3 protein-coding genes are annotated in these 21,237 nt (G+C 74.8%); all 3 read right to left on the reverse strand.

The window, feature by feature from the left end; translation table 11 throughout:
- Positions 1–3: 3 nt before the first annotated feature.
- From AB0M93_RS41055 to AB0M93_RS41065, 3 genes are read right to left on the reverse strand one after another with little or no spacing between them, the layout of a single operon-like run.
- Positions 4–10,299: a type I polyketide synthase gene (locus tag AB0M93_RS41055; RefSeq protein WP_364284883.1), complete on the reverse strand. Its 10,296-nt coding sequence runs from the start codon at positions 10,297–10,299 to the stop codon at positions 4–6.
- Positions 10,300–10,352: 53 nt separating this feature from the next.
- Positions 10,353–15,800, reverse strand: coding sequence for an SDR family NAD(P)-dependent oxidoreductase (locus AB0M93_RS41060; protein WP_364284885.1), 5,448 nt, complete (start codon positions 15,798–15,800; stop codon positions 10,353–10,355).
- Between the two features lie 28 nt (positions 15,801–15,828).
- Positions 15,829–21,228 carry a type I polyketide synthase gene (locus AB0M93_RS41065; RefSeq protein WP_364284887.1) on the reverse strand — a complete coding sequence of 1,800 codons (5,400 nt, stop codon included), beginning with the start codon at positions 21,226–21,228 and terminating at the stop codon, positions 15,829–15,831.
- Between the last annotated feature and the right edge of the window lie 9 nt (positions 21,229–21,237).

The following is a 21,237-nucleotide window of genomic DNA, read 5'->3' on the forward strand; positions in this document are numbered from 1 at the left end:
CCTTCAGACGAGTTCGTGCAGGTGCGCGGCGAGCAGTTTCGGCGTCGGGTGGTCGAAGACGACGCTGGGCGCGAGCTTCCGTTCGGTCATGGCCCGCAGGCGGTTGCGGAGCTCGATGGCGGTCAGGGAGTCGAAGCCGATCTCGAACAGCCCTTGGTCCTCGTCGATCTGGTGCGTCGAGCCGAAGCCCAGCACCCCGGCCACCTGGGCGCGCACCGCGTCCAGCAGCACCGCGATCCGCCGCTCCGGGGTCAGCCCGGCCAGCCGGTCCGCCAGCCCCTTGTCCACTGTGGACGCCGCGCGGGCCTGCTGCCGGACGGCCGGGACCAGGTCGCGCAGCAGGTGCGGCGCCGGCGCACCGGCGGACCGCAGCCCGCGCAGGTCGAGCCGGGCGGGCACGAGCTGCGCCTCGCCGGACGCGAGGGCGGCGTCGAAGAGCTCCATGCCCTCTCCGGGTTGCATGGCGACCAGGCCGCCCCGGCGGTTCATCCGGGCCCGGGCGGCCTCGTCGGAACCGGCCGCCATGCCGCCGGAGGTCTGGTCCCACAGGCCCCACGCCAGCGACTGGCCCGGCAGGCCGGCCGCCCGCCGCGCGGCCATCAGGCCGTCCAGGTACGCGTTCGCCGCCGCGTAAGCCCCGCTGCCGGCGCCCATGAACACCGCCGAGACCGAGGAGTAGACGACGAACGCGCTCAGGTCCGTGCCGCGGGTGAGCTCGTCCAGGTGTCCGGCGGCGGTGACCTTGGCCGCGAACACCTCGGCCAGCTGGTCCGGAGTCACCGTCCCGATCACCCCGGCGGACGGCACGCCGGCCGTGTGCACCACGGCCGTGGGCCGGTGCTCGGCCAGCAGCGCCGCGACCTGGTCGCGGTCGGCGACGTCGCAGGCCACCACCGAGACGTCCGCACCCAGCGCGGTGAGGTCGGTGACCAGGTCCTTCGCCCCCTCGGCGTCCAGCCCGCGACGGCTCACCAGCAGCAGCTGCCGCACGCCGTGCCGCTCGACGAGGTGCCGGGCGGCCAGGCCGCCGAGCGACCCGGTGCCGCCGGTGACCAGCACGGTCCCGTCGGCCGGGAACACCGCGGGCGAACCCGGCGGGGCGACGCGGGCGAGGCGCGGGATCGACAGCGTCGTTCCGCGCACCGCGATCTGCGGTTCGCCGCTGTCCAGGACCGCACCCAGGGCCGGGGCCACGTCGGAGTCGGTGTCGACCAGGATGATCCGGTCCGGGTTCTCCGCCTGGGCGGCCCGGACCAGGCCCCAGACCGCGGACGCGGCCGGGTCGGTGACGACGCCGTCGCCGGCGGGCACCGCGCCGCGGGTCACGATCGCGAGCTTCGCGCCCTCCAGGCCGCCCCCGGCCAGCCAGCACTGCACCACGTCGAGCACCCGGACGGTGAGGTCCAGCGGTGTGTCCCCGCCGGCCTCCATAACGGCCACCTCCGGGACGCCGGTCACGCCGGACAGCACGTCGTCGGCCAGCGTCGCCACGTCTTCCGCGGTGGCCACCGGCACCCACGACGGCACCGGCCGCGCACTGTCCACACGGGACAGCGGTGTCCAGCCGACGCGGAACAGCGAGCCGCTGCCCTCCGCCGTGGCCAGCTGGTCGTCGGACACCGGGCGGCCGATCAGGGCGTCCAGCGTGACGACCAGGCCGCCGGTCTCGTCCACGGCCTCGAGGGACAGGTCGTCCCCTTCGGCCTTGGCGACCCGCACCCGCAGCGCCGACGCGCCGGCCGCGTGCAGCCGCAGCCCGTTCCACGCGAACGGCAGCCGCACCTCGTCGCCGTAGGACCCGGCGTCGCCGGAGGCGGCGGCCACCATCGTCGAGTGCAGGGCGGCGTCGAGCAGCGCGGGGTGGATGCCGAACCGCCCGGCTTCCTCGCGGTGCTCGGCGGGCAGGGCGATCTCGGCGAAGGTTTCGTCACCACGTCGCCACACCGCCCGCACGGCTTGGAACACCGGGCCGTACCCGTAGCCGACGTCCGCGAGCACGTCGTAGGCCCCGCCGATGTCCACCGGCTGCGCGCCGGGTGGCGGCCACGCCGTGAAGTCGAACGCCGCGGTCCGGCGGCCGGCCGGGACCAGGACCCCGGTCGCGTGCCGCGTCCACGTGTCCGCGTCTTCGCGCAGGGAGTAGACGTCGACCGTGCGCGAGCCGTCCTCGCCCGGCCCGCTCAGCGCGACCTGCACGCGCACGCCGCCCCGGCGGGGCACCACGAGCGGCGCCTCGATGACCAGCTCGTCGAGCACCGGGCAGCCGGCTTCGTCGCCGGCCCGCACGGCCAGCTCGACCAGCCCGGTGCCGGGGACGATCACGACGTCCCGGACCACGTGGTCGGCCAGCCACGGGTGCGTCCGCAGCGACAGCCGCGAGGTGCACACGAGCCCGTCGGACTGCGGGAGCGGCACGACCGCGCCGAGCAGCGGGTGGTCCGCCCCGGCGAGGCCCAGCGAGACGGCGTCGGCCGCGGGCTCGGCCGGGCTGAGCCAGTAGTGCTGGTGGTCGAAGGCGTAGGCCGGGAGGTCGACCGGCCCGGCCGGGGCGGGCACGATCCCGCTCCAGTCCACCGCGACCCCGCGGACGAACAGCTCGGCCATCGACGTGAGCAGCCGCCGCGGCCCGCCGTCGGCCCGGCGCACCGACCCGGCCACGACCGCGGCGGTGTCGTCGACGAGCTCGGTGATCGGCTGGACCAGCACCGGGTGGGCGCTGACCTCGACGAACACGCCGTGGCCCTGCCCGAGCAGCTCGGTCACGGCCGGCCCGAAGCCGACCTGGTGCCGCAGGTTCCGGTACCAGTAGCCGCCGTCCAGGACGCCGGCTTCGGTGATCCACTCGCCGGTCACCGTCGAGCGGAACGGCACCAGCGGCGCCTGCGCTTCGATCCCGGCCAGTGCCTCGGCCAGTGCGTCGCGGATGTCCTCCACGTGCCAGGTGTGCGAGGCGTAGTCCACGGCCACCCGCCGGACACGGACCCCATGGCGTGCCAGGGATTCCAGAGCTTCGTCGAGCGCTTCAGCGTCGCCGGCGATCACCACCGAAGAGGGGCCGTTGACCGCCGCCACCTCGACCCAGCCGGCCCAAGGCACCAGCCGCATGACGGCCTCGTCCTCGCTCAGGGCGACCGACGCCATGCCGCCGCGCCCGGACAGCTTCGCGGCGATCGCCTGGCTGCGCAGGGCCACCACCTTTGCGGCGTCCACAAGGGACAGTGCACCCGAGACGCAGGCCGCGGCGATCTCGCCCTGGGAGTGCCCGAGCACCGCGTCCGGCGTCACGCCGGCCGAGGACCACACCGCGGCCAGTCCGACCATCATCGCGAAACTCGCGGGCTGGAGGACGTCGACCCGGTCCATCAGTGCGGGGTCGCAGTCCCCGCGCAGAACGTCCACCAGGGACCAGTCGAGCCACGGCTCGAGCGCGGCCGCGCACTCGGTGATCCGCTCGGCGAACACCGGCGAAGACTCCAGGAGTTCGCGGCCCATGCCGGCCCACTGCGTCCCCTGCCCGGGGAACACCCACACGACCTTGCCCGGCCGCCCGGACGCGGGCACCCGGCCGGTCACCAGGCCAGGCGCGTCCTCGCCACGGGCCAACGCCGCCAGGCTGTCCCGTGCTTCCCCGGCGGACTCCGCCACGACGACCGCGCGCTCGCCGAACAAAGCGCGCCCGTTGGCCAGCGCACCGGCCACAGTGGCCAGCGGCTCGTCGACGAACTCCGCCAGCCGGCCGGCCTGCGCCGCCAAGGAGGCGGCGTTGCGCGCGGACACCACCAGCGGCACGATTCCGGCGGACGGCGCCTCGGCAGGCGGCCGTAGCTCCAGCGGCGCCTCTTCGATGATCAAGTGCGCGTTGGTCCCGCTGATGCCGAACGACGAGACTCCGGCCCGGCGCGGACGGCCGTTCGACGGCCATTCCCGCGCCTCGGTGAGCAGCTCGACCGCACCGGCGGACCAGTCGACCTGCGTGGTCGGCCGGTCGACGTGCAGCGTGCGCGGCATCAGCCCGTGCCGCAGGGCTTGCACCATCTTGATCACGCTCGCCACACCCGCGGCCGACTGCGTGTGCCCGAAGTTCGACTTCAACGACCCCAGCCACAACGGCGTCTCGCGGTCCTTGCCGTAGGTGGCGATCAGGGCCTGCGCCTCGATCGGGTCACCCAGGGCCGTCCCCGTGCCGTGGCCCTCGACAACGTCCACATCGGACGGTTCCAACCCGGCACCGGAGAGAGCGCGGCGGATCACCCGCTGCTGCGACGGCCCGTTCGGTGCCGTCAGGCCGTTCGACGCGCCGTCCTGGTTCACCGCGGATCCCCGCAGCACGGCCAGGACCCGGTGGCCGCGCTCGCGCGCCACCGAAAGCCGCTCCAGCACCACGACGCCGACGCCCTCGGCCCAGCCGGTGCCGTCCGCGCCGTCGGCGTACGCCTTGCACCGCCCGTCCCCGGCGAGACCGCGCTGCCGCGAGAACTCGACGAAGGTGCCGGGGGTGCCCATCACCGTCACGCCGCCGGCCAGCGCCATCGAGCACTCGCCCTGCCGCAGCGACTGCCCCGCCAGGTGCATCGCCACCAGGGACGACGAACACGCCGTGTCGATCGTGACCGCCGGGCCTTCGAAGCCGAACACGTAGGACACCCGGCCGGACACCACGCTGGAGGCGCCCGCCGTGCTCGCGTAACCCTCCAATTCGGACGCGTCCGCGCCCATGCCGTAGCCCTGGTTGGACACCCCGGCGAACACGCCGACGTCGGTGCCCTTCAAGGCGTGCGGGTCGAGCCCCGCGCTTTCCAGTGCCTCCCACGACGACTCCAGCAGCAGCCGCTGCTGCGGGTCCATCGCGACGGCCTCCCGCGGCGAGATCCCGAAGAAGGCCGCGTCGAACAGCCCGGCACCTTCGAGGAAACCGCCCTGGCTCGTGTACGTCGTGCCGGAGCTGTCCGGGTCCGCGTCGAACAGGTTCTCCAGGTCCCAGCCGCGGTCTTCGGGGAAGGGGGACAGCCCCTCACGGCCGTCGACCAGCAGCCGCCACAGGTCTTCGGGGTCCGTGACCCCGCCGGGCAGCCGGCACGCCATGCCGACGATCGCGATCGGCTCGTTCGCCGCCGCGGCCACCACCGGCGCGGCCCGGTTCGCCTCGCTGCCGGCGCCGGCCTGGATGTCGCCCAGTTCGTCACGCAGGTGGCGGGCGAGCGCCACCGGGGTCGGGTAGTCGAACACCAGCGTGGCGGGCAGCTTCAGCCCGGTCGTCTCCCGCAGCCGGTTACGCAGTTCCACCGCCGTCAGGGAGTCGAACCCGGCGTCCGAGAACACGGTGTGCTCGAGGACGCTCTCCGGCCCGGTGTGCCCGAGCACGAGCGCGACCTGCCCGCGGACCAGGTCGAGCAGCAGTGTTTCCTGCTCGGCCGGGGTGCGCCCGGCGAGGTCCTGCACCAGCCCGCCGGCGCTCGCGACGGCGGCGCGTGCCTGCTGCCGTCCCGCGCGGACCAGGCCGCGCAACAGGTGCGGCACCCCCTCGCGGGCGGCTCGGGTGCTCTTGAGGTCCAGCTTGACCGGCACCAGCAACGCCTGCCCGGAGCCGACGGCGGCGTCGAACAGGTCCATGCCTTCGGTCGCCGTGATCGCCAGGACGCCGCTGCGGCTCGCGCGTGCCTGGTCGGACTGGCCGAGGTGCGCGGTCATGCCGTCGTCCTGCTGCCACATGCCCCAGGCGAGCGACGTCCCCGGCAGTCCGGCGGCCTGCCGGTTCGCCACCACGGCGTCCAGGTAGGCGTTCGCGGCGGCGTAGTTGCCCTGGCCGGCGGACCCGAAGACGCCCGAGGCGGACGAGAAGACGGCGAAGGTGCCGACCTGCCCGTCGCGGGTCAGCTCGTCCAGGTGCCGGACCGCGGCCACCTTGGGCGCGAACACCTTCGCCAGCCGTTCCGGGGTCAGCGCTTCGATCACGCCGTCGTCCAGCACGCCTGCCGTGTGCACGACCGCGGTGGGCCGGTGGGTATCGAGCAGCGCCGCGACCTGGTCCCGGTCGGCGAGGTCGCACGCCACGACGGAGACCGCCGCGCCCGCGCCGGTGAGCTCGGCGACCAGGTCGGCCACGCCCTCGGCGTCCTGTCCGCGGCGGCTGGCGAGCACCAGCCGCCGGACGTCGTGCCGGGCCACCAGGTGCCGGGCCACCAGGGCACCGAGGGAGCCCGCGCCGGAGACCAGGACCGTCGAATCCCGGCCGAACCCCGCCGGGGCCGCGGCGGCCTCGGCCCGGGCCAGGCGCGGGGCCGTGAACGTGGTGCCCCGCACGGCGACCTGCGGCTCGCCGCTGGCCAGCACCGGGCCGAGCACCGCCGTCACGTCGCCTTCGGGATCGAGGTCCAGCAACACGAACCGGTCCGGATTCTCCGCCTGCGCGGAGCGGACCAGGCCCCACACGGCGGCCGCGGCCGGGTCGAGCACCGCGCCGTCACCGGCGGGCACCGCACCCCGCGTCACGACCACGAGCCGCGGGTCGCCGCCGGGCGTGGCCGCGAGCCACTCCTGCACGGCTTCCAGCACCCGCGACGTCACGTCGAGGACGTCGTCACCACTCGGTACCTCGAAGACCTGGACGTCCGCCACCTCGGCCGCGGCCGGCGGGACTTCCGTCCACGCGACCCGGAACAACGCGTCACGCGTCACCGACGGCGTCGCGTCCGGCTGCTCGGCCGCCACCGGGCGGGACACCAGCGAGTCCGCCGTCACGACGAGGCCGCCGGTCTCGTCGGCCGCCTCCAGCGAGACGGTGTTCGGGCCGCCGAAGACGAGCCGCACCCGCAGCGCCGCCGCACCGGCCGCGTGCAGCACCAGGCCGTTCCACGCGAACGGCAGCGCGGGCGGCCCGAGTTCGTCCTCGGGCGTGGCCGCGACCTTCAGCATCCCGGCGTGCAGCCCGGAGTCCAGCAGGCCGGGGTGGATCCCGAACCCGCCGGCTTCCTCGTGCCGGTCCTCGGGCAGGGCGACTTCGGCGAAGACCTCGTCACCGCGCTGCCATACCGTGTGCAGGCCCTGGAACGTCGGCCCGTACGCGTAGCCGCGGTCGGCCAGGTCGGCGTAGAAGTCCCCGACCTCGATCCGCTGCCCGCCGGGCGGCGGCCACGCGGTGAAGTCGTATCCGGCGCGCGGGGCCGGCGCGGTGGGGGTCAGGGTTCCGGTGGCGTGCCGCGTCCACGTGTCGTCACCGGCTTGGTCCTCGCGCAGCGAGTAGACGTCCACCGTGCGCACGCCGGTCTCCCCCGGCGCGCCCACGGCGACCTGCACCTGCACGCCGCCCTGCTCGGGCACCACCAGCGGCGCCTCGATCACGAGTTCCTCGAGCACCGGGCAGCCGGCCTCGTCGCCGGCCCGCACGGCCAGCTCCACCAGCCCGGTGCCCGCGACCAGCACGGACCCGCCGATGGCGTGGTCGGCGAGCCAGGGGTGCGTCCGCAGCGACAGCCGCGAAGTGAACACCAAGCCGTCGAAGCGGGGCAGCCGCACCACCGCGCCCAGCATCGGGTGGCCGGCCGTGGCCTGCCCGAGCGACGTCGCGTCCGTCGCCTTGCCGGTGCCGGACAGCCAGTAGTTCCGGCGGTCGAAAGCGTAGGTCGGCAGGTCCACCCGGCCCGCCGCCGCGGGCAGCAGGGCGTCCCAGCCGACGGCCACCCCGCGCACGAACAGCCCGGCGACCGCGGCCAGCAGCGTCTGCTCCTCCGGCCGGTCGTCGCGCAGGGCCGCGACGCAGGGGGTGCCGGCGATTTCCTCGACGAGGGCGGACAGGGCCGCGCCGGGGCCGAGTTCCACGAACACCGCGCCGCCGTGCCCGGCCGCGGCCGCGATCCCCTCGGCGAACCGGACCGGCCGCCGCACGTGCTCGGCCCAGTACCGCGGGTTCGTCAGTTCGCCGTGGCCGGCGAGCCGGCCCGTCACGTTGGAGATCACCGGGATTTCCGGTTCGTGCCAGGTGACACCGGCGATCTCGGCGGTGAAGGCGGCCAGCATCGGTTCCATCCGCGACGAGTGGAAGGCGTGGGACACCGTCAGCTGCTTGGTCTTGTGCCCGCGCTCCCGCATCCGGTCGGCCGCGGCGAGGACCGCGTCGTGCTCGCCCGAGAGGACCACGGCGGCCGGGCCGTTGACCGCGGCGAGTTCCACGCCGTCGCCCAGCAGCTCGGCGACCTCCGCCTCACCGGCCGCCACCGCGACCATGACTCCGCCGGGCGGCAGGGCCTGCATCAGCCGGCCACGGGCCGCGACCAGCCGCGCCGCGTCCGGCAGCGACAGCACGCCCGCCGCGTGGGCGGCGGCGATCTCGCCGATCGAATGGCCGGCCACCACGTCCGGCCGCACACCCCACGACTCCACCAGCCGGAACAGGGCCGTCTCGATCGCGAACAACCCCGCCTGCGTGAACACCGTCAGGTCGAGCAGCTCCGCGCTGCCCGCCGCCGTGCCCAGCACGACCTCCCGCACCGGGTGGTCGACCCAGCCGGCCAGGTGCTCGTCCAGCCGTGCGCAGGCCTCGTCGAAGGCCGCCGCGAACACCGGGTATCGCTCGTACAGCTGCCGGCCCATCCCGGACCGCTGCGACCCCTGGCCGGGGAACACCCAGACGACCTTGCCCGGCGTGCCCGCACTGCCGGTCACCACGCCGGGTGCGCCCGCACCCGCGGCCAGCGCGGTCAGCCCGGCGACGGCCTGCTCGGCCGAGCCGGCCACCACGACCGCGCGCTCGCCGAACGTCGCCCGGCTCGAAACCAGCGCCCGGGCCACCCGCGCCAACGGCACTTCGCTGCCGGAAAGCCGAGCCGCCAGGCGACCCGCTTGCGCCGCCAGCGAAGCAGGGCTCTTCGCCGACACCACCAGCGGCACGGCGCCGGCCGGCTCGACGACGTCCGGTGCCGCCTCCTGCGGCGGCGCTTCCTCGATGATCACGTGCGCGTTCGTCCCGCTGATCCCGAACGCGGACACCCCGGCCCGGCGCGGCCGGCCGGGCGACGGCCAGTCCCGCGCCGCGGTCAGCAGCTCGACCGCGCCGGCCGACCAGTCCACCTCCGGGGTCGGCTCCTCGACGTGCAGGGTGGGCGGCATGACGCCGTGCTCCAGGGCCTTGACCATCTTGATCAGCCCGACCACGCCGGCGGCCGCCTGCGTGTGCCCGACGTTCGACTTCACCGAGCCCAGCCACAACGGCTGTTCCGGATCCCGGTTCTTCCCGTAGGTGGCCAGCAGCGCCTGCGCCTCGATCGGGTCGCCCAGCGCGGTGCCGGTGCCGTGCGCCTCCACGATGTCCACATCGGACGGAACCAGCCCGGCCCCGGACAGCGCCTTGCGGATCACCCGCTGCTGCGACGGGCCGTTCGGCGCGGTCAGGCCGTTGGACGCGCCGTCCTGGTTGACCGCGCTGCCGCGCAGCACCGCCAGGACGCGGTGCCCGCGCTCCCGTGCCACCGAAAGCCGCTCCAGCAGCACCACGCCGACGCCCTCGGCCCAGCCGGTGCCGTCCGCCGTCGAGGAAAACGCCTTGCTGCGCCCGTCGACGGCCATCACCCGCTGCCGCGAGTACGCGACGAAGGTGCCCGGCGTGGGCATCACCGTGGCCCCGCCGGCCAGCGCCATCGAGCATTCGCCGAGCCGCAACGCCTGCGCCGCCAGGTGGATCGCGACCAGGGACGACGAACACGCCGTGTCGATCGTGACCGCGGGCCCCTCGAAGCCGAAGGTGTAGGAGACGCGCCCGGACGCCACGCTCGACGCGCTGCCGGTGCCCGCGTAGCCCTCCAGCTCCGGCGGGATCGTCCCGGCGCCGGTCCCGTAGCCCTGGGTGAACAGGCCGGAGAACACCCCGACGTCGGTGCCCTTCAAGGTGGCCGGGTCGACTCCGGCGTCCTCGAACGCCTCCCACGACGCTTCCAGCAGCATCCGCTGCTGCGGGTCCATCATCAGCGCCTCACGCGGCGAAATGCCGAAGAAACCGGCGTCGAACTGCCCGGCCCCGTCGAGGAAACCGCCCTGGCTGGCGTAGGACGTGCCCGGGTGGTCGGGATCCGGGTCGAAGAAGCCCTCCAGGTCCCAGCCCCGGTCGCCGGGGAATTCGGAAAGCGCGTCGACGCCGTTGACCACCAGTTGCCAGAATTCCTCGGGCGAGGACACCCCACCCGGCAGCCGGCACGCCATCCCGACGATGGCGAGCGGCTCGTCAGCGTGCCGCGAGCCCTGCTTGCGCAGGTCGTGCAGTTCGGCCGTGACGCGCTTGAGGTATTTGAGGAGTTTCTCGTCCGTAGCCATTCTTCGATTCCTCACGGAGGGGTTGCCGGGACACCACGTCTCGAACCGGTGCGTCAGACGAGGCCGAGCTCGTCGTGGATGAATTCGAGGACCTCGTCGGCGGAGGCGGCTTCCAGGTGGTCCGCCGCCGTGGCGGTGCCGTCCTGGTCGAGCACGCCGTTGCACATCGCGACCAGGCCCTGCAGGCGGAGCGTGATGCTCGATTTCGTGGAGTCGTCCAGGCGCAGGCCGCTGAGCAGGGACTCGACGTCCTCGATCTTCGCCTGCACCAGGGAAAGCGCGTCTTCGCTGACACCGAGCTCGGCCCGCAGGTGCCGGGCGAGGACCAGCGGGGTCGGGTAGTCGAAGACCAGGGTGGCGGGCAGCTTCAGGCCGGTCCCTTCGCGCAGCCGGTTGCGCAGCTCCACCGACGTCAGCGAGTCGAAGCCGGCGTCCTTGAACGCCATCTCGGCCGGCACGCCCTCGGCCCCGCCGTGCCCGAGCACGGCCGCGGCCCGTTCGCGGACCAGGTCCACCAGCAGCGCCTCCTGCTCCGCCGCGGCCAGCCCGGTCAGCCGCTGGACCAGCTCGCCGTCACCGGACGACGCCGTCCGCGCCTGCTGCCTGCCCACCCGGACCAGCCCGCGCAGCAGCGGCGGGATCGAGCCGCCGTGCTTCGCGCCGGCCCGGACCTCGCGCAGGTCCAGCTTGACCGGGACCAGCTGCGGCTGCCCCGAGGCCAAAGCGGCGTCGAACAGGTCCATGCCTTCGGCCGCGGTGATCGGCAGGACACCGCCGCGGCTCATCCGCGCCTTGTCGACCCCGCCGAGGTGGGCGATCATCTCGGTCGCCAGCTCCCACAGCCCCCAGGCCAGCGAGACACCCGGGAGGCCGGCCGCCTGACGGCTCGCCATCAGGCCGTCCAGGAACGCGTTCGCCGCCGCGTAGTTGCCCTGGCCGGCGGCGCCCAGCACGCCCGAGGCGGACGAGTACACGACGAACGCGCCGAGGTCCATCCCCCGGGTCAGCTCGTCCAGGTGCCGCACGGCGTCGACCTTCGGGGCGAACACGCGGGCCAGCTTGTCCTCGGTCAGCGTCCCGATCACGCCGTCGTCCAGCACACCGGCGGTGTGCACCACGCCGGTCAGGGGGTGCTCGGCCGGCACGGCGGCCAGCAGCGCCGCCACCTGGTCCCGGTGGGACACGTCGCAGGCCGCCATCGAGACGTCGGCGCCCAGGGCGGTGAGGTCGGCGACGAGGTCCTTCGCGCCTTCGGCGTCCAGCCCTCGACGACTGGCCAGCACGAGGTGCCGCACGCCGTGCCGTTCGACGAGGTGCCGGGCCACCAGGCCGCCCAGCGTCCCGGCGCCGGACACGAGCACGGTCCCGTCCGGGCCGAACACCGCGGGGGCCGCCGACGGCTCGCCGGCCCGGGCCAGCCGCGGCACGGACAGGGTTCCCTCGCGCACCGCGATCTGCGGCTCCCCGGTCATCAGCACGCCACCCAGTACCGCCTCCAGTCCTTCGGCCACCGCGGAATCGAGGTCCAGCAGCACGATCCGGTCCGGGTTCTCGGACTGGGCCGCCCGCACCAGACCCCAGACCGCCGACGCCACCGGGTCCGTCACGGCCTCGCCGCCGGCGGCCACCGCGCCGCGGGTCACCACGACCAGCCGCGAGTCCGCGTCCGGGGCGGCCAGCCACGCCTGCACGACGGCCAGCACCCGGCTGGTCAGCTCCAGCACGGCGGTCGCGCCCTCGCCGCCGACGGCTTCGAGGACCGCCACCGCACCCGGCGGCACGTCTTCGGCGAACGCCGTCACCTGATCCGCGCCGGCCACCTCCACCCACAGCGGGGCGGGCAATCCGGCGGGCGCGGACAGCGGGGTCCAGGCCACCTCGAACAGCGAGCCCGCGCGGGCCGGAGCCGCCGGGAGACGCTCACCGGACACCGGCCGCAGCTCCAGCTCGTCCACCGACAGCACCGGGGCACCAGTCCCGTCCGCCGCCTCCAGCGAGACGCCGTCCGGGCCCGGCGCCAGCCGCACGCGCAACGCCGAAGCACCCGCGGCGTGCAGCACCAGGCCGCGCCAGCCGAGCGGCTGCCGCAGTCCGTCGTCGTCCAGGTCGCCGTCGTCGGTCAGCATCGCCGGGTGCAGGGCCGCGTCCAGCAGTGCCGGGTGAACACCGAAAGCGGCTGCGTCGTCTCGCAGGTCCTCGGGCAGCGCGAGCTCGGCGAAGACTTCGTCCCCGCGCCGCCACACCGCACGCAGGCCCTGGAACGCCGGCCCGTAGCCGAATCCGCGCTCGGCCAGGTCGTCGTAGAACAGGCCGGGGTCCAGCTCGACCGGCTGCGCACCCTGCGGCGGCCACGCGGTGAAGTCGAAGTCCGCGGCCGCCACCGGCGTCGCGGACAGGGTGCCGGTGGCGTGCCGGGTCCACCCGTCCGCGTCGTCGTCGCCGAGGGAGTACACCTCGACGGTCCGGGCGCCGCGCTCGTCCGGCGCGCCCAGCACGACCTGGACCCGGACACCGCCCGTCTCGGGCACGCCCAGCGGCGTCTCGATCGTCAGTTCTTCGAGGACCGAGCAGCCGGCCTCGTCCCCGGCGCGGACGGCCAGCTCGACCAGGCCACTGCCGGGGACACTCGCGGCGCCGCCGATCGCGTGGCCGGCCAGCCACGGGTGCGTCCGCACCGAAAGCCGTGAGGTGAACACGATTTCCTCGGACCGCGGCAGCGACACGACCGCGCCCAGCATCGGGTGCTCGGCCGCCGCCTGGCCCAGCGACGCGGCGTCGGTGTCCGCGTCGGCGGGCTGCAGCCAGTAGTGCTCCTGGTCGAACGCGTACGTCGGCAGGGCCACCCGGCCCGGCGGGACGGCCGGCAGCATCCCGCGCCAGTCCACCGCGACGCCGCGGACGAACAGCTCCGCCGTCGACGTCAGCAGCCGCCGCAGGCCGCCGTCCTGCCGCCGGACCGACCCGCCGACCACGGCGTCCACGCCGGCGTCGTCGACGATGCCGGTGATCGGCTGCACCATCACCGGGTGCGGGCTGACCTCGACGAAGAACCGGTGCCCGTCGTCCAGGAGCGCGTCGACCGCCCCGTGCAGGTCCACCATCTGCCGGCAGTTTTCGTACCAGTACGTCGCTTCCAGGCGTTCGCCGTCGAGCACACCGGGTTTGACGGTCGAGTAGAACGGCACCGTGCCCGGCTCGGGCCGGACGTCCTTCAGCAGGTCCAGCAGCTCGTCCCGCAGCGGCTCCACCTGCGCGGTGTGCGAGCCGACCGTGCTGGGCACGATCCGCGCCCGCACGTCGGCGGCCGCGCACTCGGCCAGGAACCGTTGCAGCGACTCGTCGTCGCCCGCGACGGTGCATGCGCCCGGGCCGTTGCGCCCGGCGACGCTCAACCCGGGGTGCCCGGCGAGCCGGTCCCGGACGTCGTCGGCGGACAGCGCCACGGACGCGATCGCGCCGTGGCCGACCAGCCGCCGCGCGAACAGGTCGCTGCGCAGCACGACCACGCGCACGGCGTCGGCCAGGCTCAGCACGCCCGCGATGTGCGCGGCCGCGACCTCGCCCTGCGAGTGGCCGACCACCGCGTCCGGCCGGACGCCGGCCGCTTCCCACACCGCGGCCAGCGACACCATCACCGCGAACAGCACCGGCTGCAGGACCTCGATGCGCTCGAGGCCCTGGTCGGCCCGCAGGACGTCGAGCACGGACCAGCCGGTCAGCGCCGCGATCTCCTTGTCGCACTCGGCCATCCGGGCCGCGAACACGGGCGACTCCGCGAGCAGCTCCCGGCCCATCCCGACCCACTGGGTGCCCTGCCCGGGGAACACGAAGACGACCCCGCCGTCGCGGGCGCCGTCACCCGAAACACCTTGACCCGCCGCGATTTCCCGCAGGCCCGCGATCGCCTCTTCGCGGTCGCCCGCGACCACCACGCCTCGCTTGTCCAGCACCGCCCGGCCCGCCGCCAGCGCACCGGCCACCTCCGCGAGCGGCACCTCGGCCTGCTCGAGGAACGTGGCGAGCCGTCCGGCCTGTTCGGACAGGGACGTCGTGGTGCGCGCCGAAACCACCAGCGGCACGAGCCCCTCGGTCGCGGGCTCGGCCGCGGCGGGCTCCTCGGCCACCTCTTCCAGGATGAGGTGGGCGTTCGTCCCGCTGATTCCGAACGACGAGATCGCGGCCCGGCGCGGGCGGCCGTCCACCGGCCACGGCCGGGCCTCGGTCAGCAGCTCGACCGCGCCCGCCGACCAGTCCACCTCCTTGGTGGGGTCGTCCGCGTGCAGCGTCGGGGGCAGCACGCCGTGCCGCAGGGCCTGCACCATCTTGATCACGCCGCCGACGCCGGCCGCCGCCTGCGTGTGGCCGATGTTCGACTTCAGCGACCCGAGCCACAACGGCTTCGCCGGGTCGCGGTCCTTCCCGTAGGTGGCCAGCAACGCGTTCGCCTCGATCGGGTCGCCCAGCGCGGTCCCCGTGCCGTGGCCTTCCACAACGTCCACTTCGGACGGTGCCAGCCCGGCGTTCGCCAGCGCGCTGCGGATCACCCGCTGCTGCGCCGGGCCGCTCGGGGCGGTCAGGCCGTTCGACGCGCCGTCCTGGTTCACCGCGCTGCCGCGGATCACCGCCAGCACCCGGTGCCCGCGTTCGCGGGCCACCGACAGCCGCTCCAGCACGACCACGCCGACGCCTTCGGCCAGGCCGGTGCCGTCCGCGCCCTCGGCGTACGCCTTACAGCGGCCGTCCGCGGCCAGCGCCCGCTGCCGCGAGAACGACCGGAACGAGCCGGGCGTCGCCATCACCATCGCGCCGCCGGCCAGCGCCATCGAGCAGTCGCCCTGCCGCAGTGCCTGCACGGCGAGGTGCATCGCCACCAGCGACGACGAGCACCCGGTGTCGATCGTGACGGCCGGGCCCTCGAACCCGAAGGTGTACGACACCCGGCCGGACGCGATGCAGGTCGCCGCGCCCGTGCCCGCGAAGCCCTCCGCCTCGGGCGGAACCACGCCGCCGCCGGCGCCGTAGCCCTGGGTGGACAGGCCGGAGAACACCCCGACCGACGAGCCCTTCAGGGAAAACGGATCCGCGCCCGCTCGCTCCAGGGCCTCCCAGGACGTCTCCAGCAGCAGCCGTTGCTGCGGATCCATGGTGAGGGCCTCGCGCGGCGAGATGCCGAACAACCCCGCGTCGAACAGCCCCGCGCCCTGGAGGAACCCGCCCTGGCTGGTGTACGACGTCCCCGCGCGGTCGGGGTCCGAGTCGAACAGGCTGTCCAGGTCCCAGCCCCGGTCGGCCGGGAAGTCGGCAACGGCGTCGACGCCGTCGGCCACGAGCTGCCACAGCTGTTCGGGCGAGGACACGCCGCCGGGGTACCGGCACGCCATGGAGACGATGGCGATCGGCTCCCGGGCGTCGTCCTCGACCTCGCGCAGCCGCTTGCGGGCGTCGCGGGCGTCCGCGATCGCGCGTTTGAGGTAATCGCGGAGTTGCGTCTCATCAGCCACTGAACTCTTCCTCCCTGGAAGCTGTCGGTCAGTTGAGCCCGTCGACGAGCGCGAACAGCTCCTCGTCGCTGGCGGTGTCGAGGTCCTCGTCGGGTGTGCCCGGGTCGCTGCCCGCCGTCTCCGCCGCGGTCAGCAGCTCCCGCAGGCGCACGGTGATCCGGTCCCGCGCCGCCGCGTCGGCCGTTCCGATGACCGCGTCCAGCCCGGCGAGCCCGGCCAGCACCGAGTCGGTGGCGGACACCTCGCCGACGGCGAGCTCGTCGCGCAGGAACCGGGCGAGGGCCTGCGGGGTCGGGTGGTCGAACACCAGCGTCGCGGGCAGCTTCAGGCCGGTCGCGTCACGCAGCCGGTTGCGCAGTTCCACCGACGTCAGCGAGTCGAACCCGGAGTCCTTGAACGCCGTGTCGGCCCGGACGGCGCTCGCGCCGGCGTGCCCGAGCACGACCGCGACCTGGGTGCGCACGACGTCCAGGAGCAGCGCCTCCTGCTGGGCCGGGGCAAGCTTGGCCAGCCGGCCGGCGAGTCCGTCGTCGCCGCCGGCCGCCGCCTTGGCCTGCTGCCGGCCCACCCGGACCAGCCCGCGCAGCAGCGGCGGCACCGAGGTCCCCGAAGCCGCGTCGGCCCGCACTTCCCGCAGGTCCAGCTCGACCGGCACGAGCAAGGCCCGGCCCGACACGAGGGCGGCGTCGAACAGCTCCATGCCGTCCTCGGCGCCGAGCCCGCCGACGCCGCCGCGGCCCTCGCGCCGGCTCATCCGGCTCAGCGTGAGGTCGTCGATGGTGTCCGCCATGCCGGTGAGCTGCTGCCACGGTCCCCAGGCCAGCGACTGGCCCGGCAGCCCCGCCGCCCGCCGCTGGGCCATCAGGCCGTCCAGGAACGCGTTCGCCGCCGCGTAACCGCCGCTGCCCGCGCCCATGAAGACCGACGAGGCGGACGAGTAGACGACGAACGCGTCGAGGTCGAGGTCCCGGGTCAGCTCGTCCAGGTTCGTGGCGGCGTCGACCTTCGGCGCGAACACCTTGGCCAGCTTCTCCGGGGTCAGCGCCCCGACGACGCCGGCGTCGAACACACCCGCCGTGTGGACGACGGCCGTCGGGCGGAACTCCTTGAGCAGGCTCGCCGTCTGTTCCCGGTCGGACACGTCGCAGGCGACCACCGACACCTCGGCGCCCAGCCCGGCGAGCTCGGCGACCAGCTCCGCCACCCCGCCGGCCTCCCGGCCCCGGCGGCTGGCCAGCACCAGCCGGCGCACGCCGTGCCGGGCGGCCAGGTGGCGGGCCGCGAGCGCGCCCAGCGTCCCGCCGCCCGAAACGAGCACCGTCGTGTCGGGACCGAACCCGGCCGGCAGGTCCGCCGCCGGGACGGCGACCCGCGCGAGGCGGGGCACGGAGTACGTCGTCCCGCGGACGGCGATCTGCGGCTCGCCGGTCGCCAGCACCGCGCCCAGCACGGTTTCCGGGCCGTCGCCGGCCGCGGGATCGAGGTCCAGCAGCACGATCCGGTCCGGGTTCTCGGTCTGCGCGGCCCGGACCAGGCCCCACACCGCGGACGCGGCCGGGTCGGTCACCACGCCGTCGCCGGCGGGCATCGCGCCCCGCGTGACGACGACCAGCCGGGACTCGTCCAGCTCGGCCGCCAGCCACGCCTGCACGACCGCCAGGACCCGCGAAGTCAGCGTCAGCGCGTCGCCCTCGCCGGAGGCCGCCAGCACCGCGGCCGCGGGGACGTCGGTCAGGGCCGTCACGTCGCCGGCGGTGGCCACCGCCACCCACGACGGCGACGGCCCGGCGGCGACCGGCGGCAGTTCCGTCCAGACGACCTCGTACAGCGAACCGGCGTGCGCCGCCGGCTGTCCGGTGGACACCTCCCGCAGCACCAGCGAATCCATCGACAGTACCGGGCCGCCGGTTTCGTCGGCGGCCTCGACGGTCATCGACTCCGGGCCCGCGACGAGCCGGACCCGCAGCGCCGGCGCGCCCACGGCGTGCAGCGCGAGCCCGGTCCACGCGAACGGCATCACCGACCGGCCGGGTTCCCCGGACGCGGCGGCCGCGATGGTTCCGGTCTGCAGGGCGGCGTCCAGCAACGCGGGGTGGAGGCCGTACGCGGCGGCGTCCGCCCGCAGTTCTTCGGGCAGACCGACTTCGGCGAAGACCTCTTCCCCGCGCTGCCACACCGCCCGCACACCTTGGAACGCCGGCCCGTACGCGTACCCGCGTTCGATCAGGCCGTCGTAGAAGTCCCCGATCTCGACCGGCTGTGCGTCCGACGGCGGCCACGCGGTGAAGTCGAACCCGGCGGCCTTCACCGGTGTCGCGGACAGGACGCCGGTGGCGTGCCGGGTCCACACCTCCCCGCCGTCCTCCGGCTGGGAGTAGATCTCGACCGTGCGGGAACCGTTCTCGCCCGGACCGCCGACCGCGACCTGGATCCGCACCCCGCCGTGGCCGGGCACGACGACCGGGGTCTGCGTCGCGAGCTCCTCCAGCACCGGGCAGCCGACCTCGTCGCCGGCCCGCACGGCCAGCTCCACCAGGCCGGTGCCCGGGAAGAGCACCACCCCGCCGATCGCGTGGTCGGCCAGCCACGGGTGCGACCGCAGCGACAGCAGCGACGTGAACACCAGGCCGTCCGACTGCGGCAGCCGCACCGCCGCGCTCAGCAGCGGGTGGTCCGCCTTCGCCTGGCCCAGCGCCGTCGCGTCGGACACCGACTCGGTGGAGGGCAGCCAGTAGTGCTGGTGGTCGAAGGCGTAGGTCGGCAGGTCGACCCGCGCGGCCGCGGCGCCGGCCGGCAGCAGCGGGGTCCAGTCCACGGCCACCCCGCGGACGAACAGCTCGGCCATCGACCGCAGCAGCCGCCGCGGACCGCCGTCGTCGCGCCGCAGGGTGCCGGTGACGACCGCGTCGGTGACCTCGCTGATCGGCTGCACCAGCACCGGGTGCGCGCTGACCTCGACGAACACGCCGTGGCCCTGCTCGATCAGGGCGGCGACGGCCGGGCCGAACCGGACCTGGTTGCGCAGGTTGCGGTACCAGTACCCGCCGTCGAGCACGCCGGCTTCGGAAACCAGCTCACCGGTGACGGTCGAGTGGAACGGCACCGAAGGCGCCTGCGCGGCGATCCCGGCCAGTGTCTCGGCGAGGGTGTCCTCGATGTCCTCGACGTGCCGGGTGTGCGAGGCGTAGTCCACCGCGACCTGGCGGACCCGGACGCCGTCACCGGCCAGCACCTCCAGGCATTCGTTCAGCGCCTGGGCGTCCCCGGCGATCACGACGGAGGCGGGCCCGTTGACCGCGGCCACCTCGACCCGGCCGTCCCAGAGCGTCAGCCGGGCGGCTGCCTCTTCTTCGCTCAACGCGACCGACGCCATCCCGCCCCGGCCGGACAGCCGCGCCGCGATGGCCTGGCTGCGCAACGCGACCACCTTCGCGGCGTCCTCAAGGGACAGTGCGCCCGACACGCAGGCCGCGGCGATCTCGCCCTGGGAGTGCCCGACGACGGCGCTCGGGCGGACACCGGCGGCTTCCCACACGGCGGCCAGCCCGACCATCACCGCGAAACACGCGGGCTGCAGCACGTCGACGCGGTCGAGCAGGTCCGTTTCGCCGTTCAGCACCGCCAGCAGCGACCAATCGATCCACGGGTCCAGCGCGGCCGCGCACTCCTCGATCCGCTCGGCGAACACCGGCGACGCCGCGAGGAGCTCGCGGCCCATGCCGGCCCACTGCGTCCCCTGGCCCGGGAACACCCACACGACCTTGCGCGGCGCGGCCGCGCGGCCGGTGACCACCGCGGCCGTGTCCTCCCCGCGGGCCAGCGCCTCCAAGGCCGTCACGGCTTCTTCCCGGGAGTCCGCTACCACGACGGCCCGCTCGTCCAGGACCGCCCGGCCCGTGACCGACGCGCCGGCCACCGCCGCGAGCGGGGTCCCGGACTCCCGCAGGAACCCGGCCAGCCGAGCCGCCTGCCCGGCCAGGGAACCGGTGCTGCGGGCCGACACCACGAGCGGCACCAGGCCGTCGGACACGGCTTCGCGGGCCGGTTCCTCGGGCGCCTCTTCGATGATCAGGTGGGCGTTCGTCCCGCTGACGCCGAACGACGACACGCCGGCCCGGCGCGGCCGGTCCGTCCGCGGCCAGTCCCGCGCGCTCGTCAGCAGTTCGACCGCGCCCTCGGTCCAGTCCACCGCCGAGCTGGGCGCGTCGACGTGCAGGGTGGCCGGCAGGACGCCGTGCCGCAACGCCTGCACGACCTTGATCACGCTGGCGACACCGGCGGCCGCCTGCGCGTGGCCGATGTTCGACTTCAGCGACCCCAGCCACAACGGCGTCTCCCGCTCCTGGCCGTAGGTGGCCAGCAGGGCCTGCGCCTCGATCGGGTCGCCCAGCGCGGTGCCGGTGCCGTGGCCCTCCACGACGTCCACATCGGACGGTTCCAGGCCGGCGTTCGCGAGCGCGCTGTGGATCACGCGCTGCTGCGAGGGCCCGTTCGGCGCGGTCAGGCCGTTCGACGCACCGTCCTGGTTCACGGCACTGCCGCGCAACACGGCCAGGATCCGGTGGCCGCGCTCGCGCGCCACCGAAAGCCGTTCGAGGACCACCAGGCCGACGCCCTCGGCCATGCCCATCCCGTCCGCGGCGTCCGCGAACGCCTTGCAGCGGCCGTCCGCCGCCAGGCCCCGCTGCCGCGAGAACACGACGAAGGAGTTGGTGCTCGACATGACCATCGCCCCGCCGGCGAGGGCCATCGAGCAGTCGCCCTGCCGCAGGGCCTGCGCGGCCAGGTGCATCGTCACCAGCGACGACGAGCACGCCGTGTCGATCGTGACCGCGGGTCCCTCGAACCCGAAGACGTAGGACAGCCGGCCAGAAGCGACGCTCGACGCCACCCCGGTCCCGGCGAAGCTCTGCATCTCCGGCCCGATCGGCCCGGACCCGTACCCCTGCGGGGCCGCGCCGACGAACACGCCGACGTCGGCGCCCTTCAGCGACGTCGGGTCGACGGCGGCGTTCTCGAACGCTTCCCACGAAGTCTCCAGCAGCAGCCGCTGCTGCGGGTCCATCGCGAGGGCTTCCCGCGGCGAGATCCCGAAGAACCCCGCGTCGAACAGCCCCGCGTCGTGCACGAAGCCGCCCTGGCTGACGTACGAGGTGCCCGGGTGGTCCGGGTCCGGGTCGAACAGGTTGTCCAGGTCCCAGCCGCGGTCGGTGGGGAAGCCCGAGACCGCGTCGCCGCCTTCGGACACCAGCCGCCACAGGTCCGCGGGGCCGTCGATGCCGCCCGGCAGCCGGCAGGCCATGCCGACGATGGCGATCGGCTCGCGGGACGCGCCTTCCAGGCGGCGGTTCCGCTTCTTCAGCGTGCCGACCTCTTCGAGCGACTTCCGCAGCGCCTCGACGACCTTTTCATACGACGCACTCACCACTTGCCCCAA

Source organism: Amycolatopsis sp. NPDC051102 (genome assembly GCF_040682815.1).
GTDB lineage: Bacteria > Actinomycetota > Actinomycetes > Mycobacteriales > Pseudonocardiaceae > Amycolatopsis.

Coding starts and splice junctions, on each gene's coding strand:
- AB0M93_RS41055 (WP_364284883.1), bottom strand. CDS start 10,299: ATGGCTACGGACGAGAAACTCCTCAAATACCTCAAGCGCGTCACGGCC.